General features: G+C 62.6%; 11 protein-coding genes. 5 read left to right on the top strand and 6 right to left on the bottom strand.

Annotated elements, in window-relative coordinates; all coding sequences use genetic code 11:
* Positions 1-2: 2 nt before the first annotated feature.
* Together K5658_RS04195 and K5658_RS04190 are read right to left on the bottom strand one after the other, a co-directional pair.
* The gene (locus K5658_RS04195; protein ID WP_221065728.1) at positions 3-1,280 is read right to left on the bottom strand and encodes a nitrate/nitrite transporter; all 1,278 of its coding nucleotides are present in this window, start codon (positions 1,278-1,280) and stop codon (positions 3-5) included.
* A 324-nt stretch (positions 1,281-1,604) separates the two neighbouring features.
* Positions 1,605-1,763, bottom strand: coding sequence for a hypothetical protein (locus tag K5658_RS04190; protein WP_221065727.1), 159 nt, complete (start codon positions 1,761-1,763; stop codon positions 1,605-1,607).
* Between the two features lie 223 nt (positions 1,764-1,986).
* Here K5658_RS04190 and K5658_RS04185 point away from each other — a divergent pair, with 223 nt between their 5' ends.
* The 3 genes from K5658_RS04185 (at position 1,987) to K5658_RS04175 (ending at position 3,682) form a co-directional block, all read left to right on the top strand.
* Positions 1,987-2,466, top strand: a complete 480-nt coding sequence (locus K5658_RS04185; RefSeq protein WP_221065726.1) for a GNAT family N-acetyltransferase — start codon at positions 1,987-1,989, stop codon at positions 2,464-2,466.
* Positions 2,467-2,471: 5 nt separating this feature from the next.
* Positions 2,472-3,116: a nuclease-related domain-containing protein gene (locus tag K5658_RS04180; protein ID WP_246628622.1), complete on the top strand. Its 645-nt coding sequence runs from the start codon at positions 2,472-2,474 to the stop codon at positions 3,114-3,116.
* Between the two features lie 65 nt (positions 3,117-3,181).
* Positions 3,182-3,682: a hypothetical protein gene (locus tag K5658_RS04175; RefSeq protein ID WP_221065724.1), complete on the top strand. Its 501-nt coding sequence runs from the start codon at positions 3,182-3,184 to the stop codon at positions 3,680-3,682.
* A 91-nt stretch (positions 3,683-3,773) separates the two neighbouring features.
* On the opposite strand, the gene K5658_RS04170 is transcribed toward K5658_RS04175, so the two are convergent.
* From K5658_RS04170 to K5658_RS04155, 4 genes are read right to left on the bottom strand one after another with little or no spacing between them, the layout of a single operon-like run.
* Positions 3,774-5,162, bottom strand: coding sequence for an ABC transporter permease (locus K5658_RS04170; protein WP_221065723.1), 1,389 nt, complete (start codon positions 5,160-5,162; stop codon positions 3,774-3,776).
* Positions 5,163-5,164: 2 nt separating this feature from the next.
* Positions 5,165-6,142, bottom strand: coding sequence for an ABC transporter permease (locus K5658_RS04165; protein ID WP_221065722.1), 978 nt, complete (start codon positions 6,140-6,142; stop codon positions 5,165-5,167).
* 25 nt (positions 6,143-6,167) lie between these two features.
* Positions 6,168-9,527: a tetratricopeptide repeat protein gene (locus K5658_RS04160; RefSeq protein ID WP_221065721.1), complete on the bottom strand. Its 3,360-nt coding sequence runs from the start codon at positions 9,525-9,527 to the stop codon at positions 6,168-6,170.
* A 19-nt stretch (positions 9,528-9,546) separates the two neighbouring features.
* A complete protein-coding gene (locus K5658_RS04155) occupies positions 9,547-11,730 on the bottom strand; it encodes an ABC transporter substrate-binding protein (protein WP_221065720.1) in 2,184 nt (727 codons plus the stop codon).
* A 319-nt stretch (positions 11,731-12,049) separates the two neighbouring features.
* Between K5658_RS04155 and K5658_RS04150 the strand changes: the two genes are divergently transcribed.
* Complete coding sequence (locus tag K5658_RS04150; RefSeq protein ID WP_221065719.1) at positions 12,050-12,664, top strand: PEP-CTERM sorting domain-containing protein; 615 nt, start codon at positions 12,050-12,052, stop codon at positions 12,662-12,664.
* Between the two features lie 316 nt (positions 12,665-12,980).
* Entirely contained in the window at positions 12,981-13,415 is a 435-nt protein-coding gene (locus tag K5658_RS04145) for a cupin domain-containing protein (protein WP_221065718.1), read from the top strand.
* Positions 13,416-13,531 lie beyond the last annotated feature (116 nt).

Here is a 13,531-nt window from a genome sequence, read left to right as displayed (position 1 = left end):
AGCTATACCCGCGCCTCCGCCACCGCGCCCCACGTGGTGCGCCAGCGCCGCTTGACCAGCAACAACCCGCCCAGCCCGAACAAAGGCAGCAGCGCGAACACGCTGAACCCCAAGGCGAACCCATGTTGCATCTCCCAGGACCAGCCCAGCGCCTTCGCCAGGAAAAACCCGCCCACGCCCCCGGCGCAGCCCACCAAGCCCGTGACCACGCCGATTTCCTTGCGGAAGCGCAAGGGCACCAATTGGAATACCGAGCCATTGCCCATCCCCAGCGACAGCGTGCCCACGAAGAAGATGGCGACCGCCCCCCAGGCCACGGCGGGCAATTCCAGGAAGCCCCAGCCCGCCACCTTGGCCTCGGCGCTGGTGCTGGGCGCGGCCGGGCCTTCCGGCATGAACGAGATCGCGAGATAGCACAGCGAGACCAGCACGAACAACACCTGCAAGACCTTGATGCCGCCCAGCCGGTCGGCCAGATAGCCGCCCAAAGGCCGGAACATCGACCCGGCGAACACCACGATGGCCGCCATCAACCCCGCCGCGACCCCGGAAACGTGGTACCAACTGGTGAAATACAAGGGCAGCGCGTTCCCGAGGCCCACGAAACCGCCGAAGGTGATGGAATAGAAGAACATGAACCACCAGCAATCCACGTCCTTCAACACCGCCGCGTAATTGGCGAACGTGACCGGGGCGCGCTTGTCCGGGGCGTCCTTGACCAGGACCGCATAAATCACCAGCACGATGAGCAGCGGGATCATCAGGAAGCCGAACACCGCCTGCCAGCCGAATTTTTCCGCCAGCACCGGCACGATCATCGAATCCAGCACCACGCCCATATTGCCCGCCCCGGCGATGCCCATCACGATGCCCTGGAACTTGGGTGGATACCAACGGCTGGCCTGCGGCAAGGCCACGGCGAAACTGGCCCCGGCCACACCCAACAGCCCGCCCAGCAACTCCACCTCCAACTTGGAGCCCAGCCCGAACAAGAACACATAGGCCATCCCCGCGATGACCAACATCTGGGCCAGGATGCCGGTCAGCTTGGCCCCGAGATGGTCGGCCAGCGAGCCCAGGACGATGCGGAACACCGCCCCCGACAGGATGGGAATGGCGACCAGGGTGAATTTCTCCCCGACCGGAATCCCCAGGTCCTTGGTGATGTAGAGCGACAACGGTCCCAGCATCACCCAGACCATGAAGGACACGTCGAAATACAAAAAGGCCGATAACAGCGTCGGCCAATGGCCCGCTTGTTTGAATTCCTTGAGGTTCATCGCTAAGCACCCGTGGGTTTGGAGTAAGCGTGCCTTTTCCTGGGCACAAAAAAAGGCGTCCGGCGAACCCCGCTCGAAGAGTAGGGTTCGCAAGACGCCTTTGTCAGAATCGCGCCGCCCCGCCATTAGGACGACCACGCGGGGCCGTATGCAGGGACGATGCCAAACGCCGCCCGGACCGGCTTAGGCTTGGCGGTTCAAGGCCTTAGCCCGCCCCGGCACAGCGCCGGGCGGAACCTTCCGCCCCGCCCCGCACCAAGAACTCCGAACAACCGCCCCGTTCCAGTGCAATCGGCCTGGTTATCAACAACCCAAGCGGTCATATCAACCCAGTTCCTCGGACGCGACGGCCTCCACCGCCCGTATCCCCGAATCCTCTTCCCGGAGGATTTCGAGTTTTTCGACCACCTCGGCGGCTTGGGCGTCGTCCAAGCCCGACATACCCACCAATTCGTTCAGAAGAAAATCCGTATAGCTGTCCATAACGCTTGCCTCGCAGGGTTCCGGCGAATCCGCCCAAGGGTTTAGTAGGCCGAATCCAGGCTTTGGTTCAAGCCACCTTCCCGCACGGTTTTCCCGATACTTTATCGCCACCGGGATGTGCTATAACACCACTCAAGCATGATCCTTGCCCGCTGTCCTGTGTTTGGGTTTACGGCGGCGGACGGATTCATCGGCAACCGAGCGATACGATAAGGATTCGACAATGACGGCGAACTGTTCCATCCACGGCGCGACCCCGCACGACGCCCCGCTAATCGCCCCCCTGGTGGGCGAATTACTCCAGGAAATCATGGCGGCGATAGGTATTCCGGCCTTCAATTTCGAACTCGCCGACACCACGGCGCGGCTCGAAGAGTTCCTGGCCCAGGGCAAATACTTCGTCTTCTTCGCCCAAACGGCGGATGGAAACCCGATGGGATTCATCGCGCTCTACGAAAGCCACGCCCTTTATGCCGAAGGCAGCTTCGGCACGATTGCAGAATTATTCGTACGCCCCGGTTTCCGCTCGCAAACCCTGGGGCGGCGTTTACTCGGACAAGCGCGGGAACTGGGCCGGGCCCGCGGCTGGAAACGCCTGGAAGTCACTACGCCGCCCCTGCCCCAGTTCGATAAAACCCTGGCCTTCTACGAAAACCAAGGTTTCGCGATCACCGGCGGACGCAAGCTCAAGGGGGTTTTGTGACCCAGATGGCGATCTTCACGGCCCTCTTCGGGCTATTACCCATCCTGGCATTAACCCGCGTACTCGTCCGCAGCAAAGGATTCAAAGGCTTCGCCGGGGAATTCCGGGTCCGGTTATCGGCTTGGGTGTTCCTGGACCGGAACCAATATAAAGCCCTGCATAACGTGACCTTGCCGACCCACGACGGGACCACGCAGATCGACCATATCTTCGTGTCCCGCTACGGGATATTCGTGGTGGAAACCAAGAACTTCGGCGGTTGGATATTCGGCGACCCGGACCAAGCCACCTGGACGCAGCAACTCTATAGCAAGACCTTTACCTTCCAAAATCCGCTACGCCAAAACTATAAGCATACCAAGGCGCTCGCGGCCTTGCTGGATATACCCCATACCAAAATCCATTCGGTGGTCGTATTCGTGGGCGATAGCCGCTTCAAAACCGCGATGCCGGATAACGTCACCCAGGCCGATGGATATATCCGCTATATCCAATCGAAACAGGCACGGCTATTCACCCAGGCCGAAGTCGATACGATGGTCCGCGCCATCAAAACCCGCCGGCTGGCCCCTTCGTTAGCGACCACCCGGGCGCATGTACGGCAACTCGAACAACGTCATAAAAACCGCAAAACACGTAGAATACGCTAACGCCCGCCGGTTTTCCGCAGGCCACACCTTCCTCCCAAAGCATCCCAGCCTTTTGGAATCGATCCATGCATTATCTCAAAGCCATCCTCAATCCGGCCCAGTGCGGTTTCTTGAATAACACCCTGGTTGCCTTGCTCCGCTCGGGCCGCTTGGACTGGACCCAGGACGATTATGTGCGGGATTGCTGCGGCCTGGGCGATATACCCCAGGTCGATGAGTTCTACGACACGGTCGAGCGCCAAGTGCGCCCTTTTATCGGACCCACCGCCATCCGGGCCAACTCCTATAGCCGAATCTATTTCAAAGGGGCCTATCTCAAACCCCATGTGGACCGTCCCGGCCTGGATTGGACCTTATCGCTATGTAGTTTCGCCGAGGTCGAATGGCCGATTTCGGCGCAAGGGCTGGATTACCGGATCGCCTCGGTCCCTATCGCCCCCGGCGATGGCGTGCTGATGCGCGGCACCCGCCAAGTCCATTGGCGCGAGGAATTGCGGTGCAGGCCGGACCAATTGGTGATCCAGCATTTCTATCATTGGTCGGAACCCAGCGCTAAAGCGGAATAGAAACTCCGGTATCCAGGGGCTGGAATACCCGCGATGCAAAGCAAGATTCCGATTGCCGCATGGACCGGAAACCCTTCTCCAAGCGCGACCGCTAATCCCCCCGTCGCGGATCGAACGCATCCCGCACCGCGTCCGCGAACAAATTGGCCGGCAATACCAAGGCGAACATGAACCAAAACGCCGCCGCCAAGGACCACCACACCACCGGATCGCGGGCCATTTCCAGCCGCGCCCCGTTAATCATATTGCCCCAGGAATCCATGCTCGGATCGACCCCGATATTGATATAGGACAACACCGCTTCGGCCAGCACCAGCGAACTGAAATCCAAGGCCACCGAAATCAATACCAAATGGAACAGATTGGGCAGGATATGCCGCAGCAAAATCATCCCCCGCCCCACGCCCAAGGCCCGCGCCGCCTGCACATATTCCAATTCCCGCAGTTTCAAGGTCTCAGCCCGTAGCAAGCGGCATAATCCGGTCCAGGAGGTCATCCCCAGGATCAGGCACAGCGCCAGCAACCTGAAATCGGCCCGCAGCGCGAGGCTGGCGAATTCCGCCTCGTGCCGGGCCATATAGCCTTGCATCACCAACATGGCGGCGGCGATCAGCAATACTCCAGGAATGGAATTCAAAGTGGTATAGAGATACTGGATCACATCGTCCACCCAACCCCGGAAATACCCGGCCAGGATACCGAACCCCAAAGCCAGCGGCAGGGTGGCGAACGTGGTCAGCGTGCCGATCAACAGGCCGGTGCGGATACTTTTGAGGCTTTGATACAGCACATCCCCGCCGACCTTGCCGGTGCCCAACACATGGTATTTCAGGCCAAGTTCGCCCATGGCCCCGCCCAGGAGGCAGAGCAGCAGCACGGTCAGGCCGATGGCCCGCCACGGCATTCCGCCTTGGCCGCGCAGCAGGGCGGACAGGCGTCCGGCAAAATCCGCCCGCCCGCGCCGGTATAGCCCGGCCAAGCCCAGCCCCAGCGGCAGCAGCCACAGCGCGAAACCCTCGGCCAAACCCTTGGCCCCGGTCGCGACGATATCGGCCATCCGCTCGCGCTCCGGGTCGGCCAGATGGGCACCGCCGTACCGCAGGCGCGGATAATCCCAGCGTTCGCCGCCGCCGGGTTCGCGGATCATTTCCTTGGCGTAGGCATAGGCCGCGAGCGGCGCGGAATAGGTTTTCTCGGTGTGCGTTTTGAGGGGGGCGAGCCAGAGGTCCAAGAGGCTCAGCGGCTCGTTGCGGTATTGGGCCGCGCCGTCCGCCGCCTTGGGCGGGAAGCGGATCGAATCCAGCACCGCCAGCGCCAGGAACGCCAGCAGGATGACCAGGGACACCATGGCGACGGGATTGCGGGCGACCTTGCGCCAAGGCCGCCGCAAAGGCTCGCGCCGGGCGGCATGGAACGCCGTCGCGCCCAGGGCCGCCAGCAGGAGGAAGAACAGGAGGTCGGTGGCGAGGAAAACCGGCATACTCATCCCAACCTCACGCGGGGATCGACCAGGGTATAGGACAAATCGGTCAGCAATAATCCCAGGATATACAACGCCGAACCCAGGAACACCATCGACCGCACGATGGCGAAATCCTGCTGGGCGATGGCGTCGATGGTATAACTACCCAAACCGGGGATGGCGAAAAACGATTCGGTCATCAAACTGCCGGTGAATAACAAAGGCAATACCACCACCACGCCGGTCAAAATCGGGATCATGGCGTTTTTCAGTACATGGCGGAATAAGACTTGCGGCTCGGACAAACCCTTGGCGCGGGCGGTGCGGACATAATCCTTTTCCACTTCTTCCAGAAACAGGGTCCGATACCACCGCGCCCCGGAACCTATCCCCGCCACCACGCCGATCACCACCGGCAGGATAATGAAACGCACGGCTTCCAAGCCGGTGTCGTAGCCGGAAATCGGCGTGAGTTGCAAGAGTTTCCCCAGCAGGTATTGCCCGCCGATGATATAGAACAAGGTCGAAACCGACATCGCCGCCACGCATAAAGCCACGCCCCAGAACTCCAGATAGGTGAGCCGGAAGAATACCAAGAGCAAGGCCACGCTGATATCGGCCAGCAATCCCGCCAACAAGGACGGCACGGCGATGGCGAGCGAGGGCCACATGCGCTGCCGGATATCCGCGCCAATATCGCGGCCCTCGTCCGAACGCCCGAAGCGGAACAGGAACAGGCCCAGCGATTTTTGGTAGAAGATGGTTTGGGTGGCTTGTCCGCCGCCCTGGGCTTGATCGTTCCAGAACAAGGGCAGGTCGTAGCCGCGTTCGTGCTTCCATTTCTGCACGGCCTCGGGGGTGACATGCTTTTGCCCGAGATGCATCCGCGCCATGTCCTCGGGCGTGTTGACCACGAAGAACAGCAGGAAGGTCAGGATATTGATGCCGAGCAAGAGCGGGAGGGCGTAGAGCAGGCGGCGGAGGATGTAATGGAGCATGGCGGGTTTTCCAGGAAGGATTCAGCTACGCGCCGGGGTCGGCCAGGCGGTCCACCAAGGCGCGGACCAACTCGAAATCGGCGGCGGACAAACGGGCCAAGCGGGCCGCGAGCGGTTCCGCCTCCCGCCGCGGACGGGATGCCGAACCCGGCTGGAAATCCCGCAATGCCGCCGCGACCTCCGCGACGACCGGACCCCAATCGCCCGGCACCGCCTGCCGGAACAAGCGCAAGGCTCCCGGATACCAGGGCGAATCGGAACGCTCCGCCAGCCAACGCCAGTCGGTGCCGGTGGCGGGCAGGAGCACCCAACAAGGCCGGTCCAGGGCGCCGGCCAAATGGGCCGCCGCGGTATCGACGCTGATCAACAGGTCGATCTGGGCGAGGATGGCGGCGGTATCGGCGAAATCGCGGATGTCCGGGCCAAGGTCGCACAAGGGCTGCCCAGGCGGCGGGGCGGCGGCTTCCTCCGCGCCCTGGCCCAGTTGCAAGCCCACGAACACCACGCCCGGCACCCGCCATAACGGGGCCAAGGTGGCGAGGCCCGGCAAGGAACGCTGGGCATCGTTGGACAGGGCGGTACCGCCTTTCCAAACCAAACCGACCCGGATTCCGGCCCCTCCGCCCAAGCGCGGCGCCCACTCGGCCAGCCGGTCCGGCGGAACCCGCAGGTAAGGCAGGCGGGCGGGAATGCTGTCGAGGGTGGTGCCACAATACAGCGGGGCGCTGTGCGCCAACACCCAATAATCATGCGGTGGCAGCCCGGTCTTCGCCCCGGCCTCCGGCAACACCCGCACCGCATCCACTTCCGGCATGGCCTGGAACAGGACATACAAGGGCGGCTTGCACACCAAAGTGATGCGGGCCGCGCCGCGCCGCTTGAACTCCCCGACATAACGGCAGAACTGGATTTCATCGCCCAAGCCTTGTTCCGGCCAGATCGCCAGGGACTTGCCGGCCAAGGGCTGCCCCCGCCACGGCGGGAACGGTAGCCGGGGCGGAACGACCTTGGCCCCCGAGAGGGCCGGGTGCTGGCGGGCCTCGTGGCGCAGCCACCCCCAAGGATATTCGCCCCGCCGCAACAATAGCAGGCTGAGGTTCCAGTCCGCGTCGGGATAATCGGGCCGGAGCGCCAAGGCCCGTTCCAGGCTGGCCTCGGCTTCCGCATGGCGCTTTTGCTCCTTGAGCAGCAAGCCCAGGTTGTAATAAGCCTCGGGAAAATCGGGCCGGGTGGCGATGGCTTGGCGGTAGCTGGCCTCCGCCTCCGCATAACGGCCCTGCTCTTTCAGCAAAATCCCCAGGTTGTTGCCGACCTCGACATAATCCGGGCTGAGGGCCAGCGCCCTGCGCCAATGGCGCTCGGCGGCTTCCGCCCGGCCCAAGGCACGGCAACAAGCCCCCGCGACATTCAACCAAGCCGCGTTGTCCGGCTCGGCGGCCAAGGCCCGCTCGGCCATGCCCAGCGCGTCCCGGTGGCGGCCCGAACCATAGACCGCGACCACTTGTTCGATATCGGGACCATGCGCCGCCACCGGGAGGACCGGGAGCCGACCTTCGGCGCAGTCCGGGCCGTGGGTTTGGAGCCAACGCCGCAATTCCAGGGTGATGGCCGCGACGACGGGTTCCCAGGTCTGTCCAGGCTGCTGCCGGAACAAGCGCATCGCCGGATACCAGGGCGAGTCGCTCCGTTCCAACAACCAGCGCCAATCCAAGCCTTCGGCGGGCAGCATCACCCAGCACGGCACGCCCAAAGCCCCGGCCAGATGCGCGGTCGCGGTATCGACGCTGATGAGCAAATCGAGCTGGACCAACACGGCGGCGCTGTCGGCGAAATCGCGCACCTCCCGGCCCAGGGCGAGCAAAGGCTGGCCTTGGGGCGGTGCCGCGGCTTCGTCCTCGGCCTGGCCTTTTTGCAGGCTGACGAACGACAAGCCCGGCACCCGCCACAACGGGGCCAGGATTTCCAGGCCGGGCAAGGAACGGTGGGCATCGTTGCCATTGGTGGCGCTACCCTTCCAGACCAGCCCCACCCGCTTGCCGGTCAAGGGCTGGAGTTTGGGAGCCCACTGGTCGCGCCGCCCGGGCGGGGCGTTGAGATAGGGCGGTTCGGCGGCGGGGATGCGTTCGACGGCGGTGGTGCCGCAATGCCAAGGGGCGCTGAGGGCCAACATCCAATAATCATGGGGCGGCAGTGGGGCCGCTTCGGCCAGGGACACCACGGCGTCCGCGTCCGCCAGGGTGCGCAGCAGGGACAGGAGCGGCGGCTTGCACACCAGGGTGATCCGCGCCGCGCCCAAGCGTTTGAGCGGTCGCAAATAGCGGCAGAATTGGATAGCGTCGCCGAACCCCTGTTCCGGCCAGACCACCAGGGATTTCCCGGCCAAGGCTTCGCCGCGCCATTGCGGGAACGGCAGGTCCGGCACCGCCGCCTTGCCGCCGTGGCGATCGGCATGGTAGCGGATTTCATAGCGCCGCCAGCCTTCCTCGAACCGGCCCAATAACAACAGCAAGGCGCTCAGGTTCCACTCGGCCCCGACATAGCCGGGCCGTAGTTCCAACGCCCGCCGGTAGCAGGCTTCGGCCTCGTCGTAGCGGCGCGTACCGTAGAACAACACCCCCAGGTTGTAATGGACCTCGGGGATATTGGGATTCAGCGCCACGGCCCGCCGCAAATAGGGTTCCGCCTCGTCCCGCCGCTTGAGTTCGTTCAACATCCCGCCGAGATTGCCCAGCGCGGCGACGTAATCGGGGCGCAGGGCCAGGGCTTGCCGATAGCTGGCCTCGGCTTCTCCGTGGCGTTTAAGCTCCTTCAGCGCCAAACCCATGCCGTTATAAGCCTCGGCGCAACCGGGTTGCCGCTCCAACACGCGCTGGCAACAGGCCACCACCTCGTCCCAATCCCTGCGCTCCTGCAACAAGGCGACGAGATTGAGCCCGATCTCGATGGAATCGGGCCGGAGTTCCAAGGCGCGGCGGTAACAGGTTTCGGCTTCTCCGCGCCGCCCGGCTTCGGTCAAGAGCAAGGCCAGATTATTGTGGGCCTCGACATAATCGGGCCGGAAGGCGATGGCGGCGCGATAGCAGGACTCGGCCTCGGCGGGGCGCTTCAGTTCCTTGAGCAAGATTCCCAGGTTGTTGTGGGCCTCGGCATAACCGGGCCGCAGCCGGATCGCCTCGCGCCAATAGGTTTCGGCGGGGCCGTGGAGTCCGAGGGCGCGGGCGCAGGCGGCGGCGATGTTCAGCCAACCCACATCCTCGGGCGCTTGGGCCAGGGCCTGGCGCGAGAGGTCGAGGGCGTCCTGGAAGCGGGCGGCTTGGTAGAGGGCGACGGCTTGTTCCGCCAGCGGAGCTTGGACTAGGGCGGGCAACGGTCGGGATTCAGGCATGGCGATGGATTTCAGGAACTCAAGTTTTATCGAAAGGCTGGGGCACGGGATCGATGGCGATGGTCGCCCGCAGCCGCCGCCGATAAACCCTATAAGCCGGCCACACCGCCACCGCCAAGCCCACCGGCATCAAGACCACGGGCCAATATAAAGGCCGGTTCCATTCCGCCCGCTGGGTTTCGCGTTGCGCGGCGTCGATGCGGAGATATTTCATGCCGTTGTTCGCGATCATATTGGGTTTCCTAGCAGCCACCCAGCCATGGGATAAAGCATAGGTTTTAGGGTGGAAGCCAAAGACCCAAGGTGAATCCCGTCGTAAAACCTCCTGCATCTCCTGGATCAAAGCATAGCGCTCCGGCCCATCATCGAGGTTCCTCATACGCTCGAACAATCGATCAAACCCAGGATTTTGGTAATTGGCCGCGTTTTCACCGCCATTGCCCACCTTGGCATTGCCGCCATAAAACAAAAACAAGAAATTCTCCGGGTCTGGATAATCCGCATTCCATCCCCAGATAAACATCTGGGCATTGCCATTGCTCATTTTTTGCTGGAACTGGTTGTAATCCGTATTGCGGATAATGAGCTGGATACCCAATTTCTCGAATTGCTTGCGATACCAGTCCAACATCGATTTGTCATCCGGCCCAACCGCCCTCACGTCGAGATATAAAACCAAAGGCTTGCCGTCGCTTCCGACCCCGCCTGGATAGCCGGCCTCGGCCAATAATTTTTTCGCCGCTTCGATGGGCTTGCGGCGGACACCGCCATTTTCCCAATCATAGACATAAGGGTTGATACCCGCCTCGCCTTCCACGAAGCCAAACAAGCCCGGCGGCAACGCGCCTTGGGCTGGAATACCGCGGCCATTCCTGAAGATGGCGATATATTCCTCCTGGTCGATGGCGATGCTGATAGCGCGGCGCAATTTGGCCTTGGCTTCGTCCAAACCACCGACCACCGGATCGAGCATATTGAACCCAAAAAACATCGTGGAAACCTCCACCGCTGTCCGCAAGCGAATCCCTTTATCACGCATCTCGGGCGTGAGTTCGGCGCTGCCCTGGCCGGAAAACTGGATGGCTTGGTCGAAATTATCGGAGGCCAGCCCCGAGGCATCGTAATAACCTTGGAGGAATTTATTCCAGTAGGGGATGGTTTCCTTTTCCAAAACGAAAACCACCCGGTCGATGAAGGGCAAGGGTTTTCCCGCATCCTGGAGATACCCCGCCGCCACGTCGTCCGGTTCGCCTGCGGTGGGATAGAATTCGGGATGGTGGTGGGGATTTTTGCTCAACACCATGCGCCGGTTGGGATTGTTTTCGGCCAGCATGAAGGCACCACTGCCGACCGGATACCAATCCAGGCTGATGTTCTTTTCGGCCAAGCCGGGTTGGGAATAGAAGGCGTCGGCTTCCCACGGCAGGGGCGCGAAGAACGGCATCGCCAGCCAGAAGCGGAATTGCGGGTATTTGCCCTGTAGGCGGATTTTCAAACGGTGTGCGTCCACCACTTCCACGCCTTCCAGCGGGAATTTCCGCAAGTCCAGCCAAGCGGATTTGTCGGGCTGCGCCGCCCGCGCGGCGGCCAAGCGGTCGCCCAAATCCTTGAGGCCGACGATATAGCCCTGCATCAGTTCGGCGATGGGCGAATGCACCTCCGGGTGGACCAGGCGCTTGATTTGGTAGGCGAAATCCTCGGCGGTGACGGGGCGGCTGGCGGTGTCCGGGAAATCGGCCAGGGTATGGATATCGGCCAGCTGGGCCGGGGTCAGGGCGTGGTAACGGGGGGCGCCGGCGGCGTCGCGGGCGAAGGCGGGATGCGGCTGGAAAGCGAGGTCGGGGCGGAGGCGCAAATCATAGACGCTATAGGCGATCTGCCCGTCGGGGGCGGTGGCGGGCAGGGGATCCCCGGCCTGATCGAGATAGCCGACGGCGGGGAGTTCCGCCGCCGCCAGGGGTTCGAGTTGATAGGGGCGCTTGAGATAGGCGTATTGCAACGGGGGTTCGTAGACCTGGGCGATGATCTCGTATTCGTTGCTGCTATAGGCGCGGGCCGGGTCCAGGTGCTTGGGGCGTTCCTCGAACGAGGTATACAGGATGTTGCGGCCATGGTCTTCCGCCGGATAGGGGTTGTTGGGCGGGTGGCCGCAGGCGGTTAGGAGGAGGGACAGGGCTAGCCAGGAGGTGCGGGCGTTGGGCATGGGTCCGGGGTCTTGGGTGGGCGGAGTGGACGGGGGCATTATACGCGCAAGGCGGCGGGGGCTATTTGTGTACGCCTTGGCCGGCGGGATTCGGGATTCGGGCGGCAATAGGCCGCGCCGCTGGAGGATGGCACATCGGCGCGCCAAGGAAATCAAGCCGATGGCCGGTTACACCATACAGCACCGTGGTTTCACCCAAGCCGAACCAGCCCGCTTAATTGAGATAGCCCGGCGACGCGGGTATCCTAACCCCGCATGGGCGATGACACCCATCCGCAACACCTCCTCCCTAACGGGTTCACATTCGGAGAAAACCACTATGACCCAAATCATTCCACGCGCCGCGGCTCTCGCCGCGATATTATCCGCCGGGCTCGCCGCGGCCCCCTCCGTCCAGGCCGGCATCATCGGCGCGTCCTGGTCGAACGCTTCCGGCGGCACCCTCAATGGCGTCGCGTTCAGTTTCACCGGCGGCTCCGGGTTGACCACGCTGGACCTCTCGGGACCGAACTACACGGGCTATGCCCTGGCGTCCAACCAGCAGACGCTCTATTACGCGGACGGCTCCAACTGGAACATCACCTTCGCTTCGCCGGTGACGGATTTGCTGCTTTACGAGGTGGGCTGGCGCGGCGGTCCGACCTTCACGTTCAACCAAGCCTTCACGATCCTGACCGGCAATAGCGGCGTCAGCTCGACCTCCACCACCCTGACCACCCCCGGCAATTTCGCCACCTATACGAATGGGATACTGCAATTCACCGGGCCGATCACTTCGCTATCGATCACGGGGGTTTCCAGCGCGACCGGGGGTTTAGATGCCCTGACCTTCGGCGTACAGCAAGCGTCGGTGCCGGAACCCTCGACGCTGTTGCTCATGGGGGTCGGCCTCGCCTATGGGTTCCGGCGGCGTCCGGCGGCGGTCGGAACCTAAGAAGCGCCCCCCGGAACCCATCGCAATCCGCCCGGCCCGATGGGTTCCACCCCACCCCGCCCTCCGATATTCAGAATCCCCCAATTCAATCCAGCTTACGGGAAACCCGCATGAATCCCGTCCCAGCCACCCGCCAAGCTTAAAACACCGCACCATCCAGCTTGACCCCTGGACAGCAAGCGACCCAAGCCCGGCTATCGCAACCACAAATCGATTGGGCAGGCAACCCGGTCGCCCATACCCGATGAATCCGCGCAAATAAAACCAATCAACGCCCGCAATTCAAACCACCAGATACATCAAAGGAACCCACACCATGACCGCCCATATCTTCGACGACCACAACATCCGCTGGCAAAAACTGGGGGATTTCGAGCATTTCACATACTATCTGTTCGATGTGGATATTGCCCGCAAAACGGTCGATTTCATCGTCAAATTCGACCCCAACCAATCCATTTTCCTGCACCGCCACCGGGCCTTGACCCATACCTTTGTGCTGCAAGGCGAACACCGGCTCTATGAACCCGATGGCGGCCTGAAAGAAGCGCGCCCCGCGGGAAGTTACACCGCTAGTCCAGCGGGCGAGCCACACCGTGAAGGCGGGGGCGCGGAAGGGGCCGTGGTCGTCTACAGCATCCGCGGCGAAGCGGGCGTTTTGTTCGAGGTGCTGGACGACGACTTCAATATCGTCGGGACGCTGGGACTGGAAGATTTCGGCCAACTGCTCGCCCAGCAAAACAGCCTATAGGCGGCCCGAACCCATCGGCAGCCACCCGCCCCCCCGGCATTCCGCATTTCCCCGGTTCCTGGCTATATTTTGGATTGCAGCGGCTGATCCGAACCCGCCCCGGCGGGCGCGGCCAG

Origin of the sequence: Methylomagnum ishizawai (assembly GCF_019670005.1) — a bacterium.
In the GTDB taxonomy this organism is placed as follows: domain Bacteria; phylum Pseudomonadota; class Gammaproteobacteria; order Methylococcales; family Methylococcaceae; genus Methylomagnum; species Methylomagnum ishizawai.
Note: the sequence above shows the minus strand (reverse complement) of the source record. Positions and strands in the feature narration are given on the sequence as shown.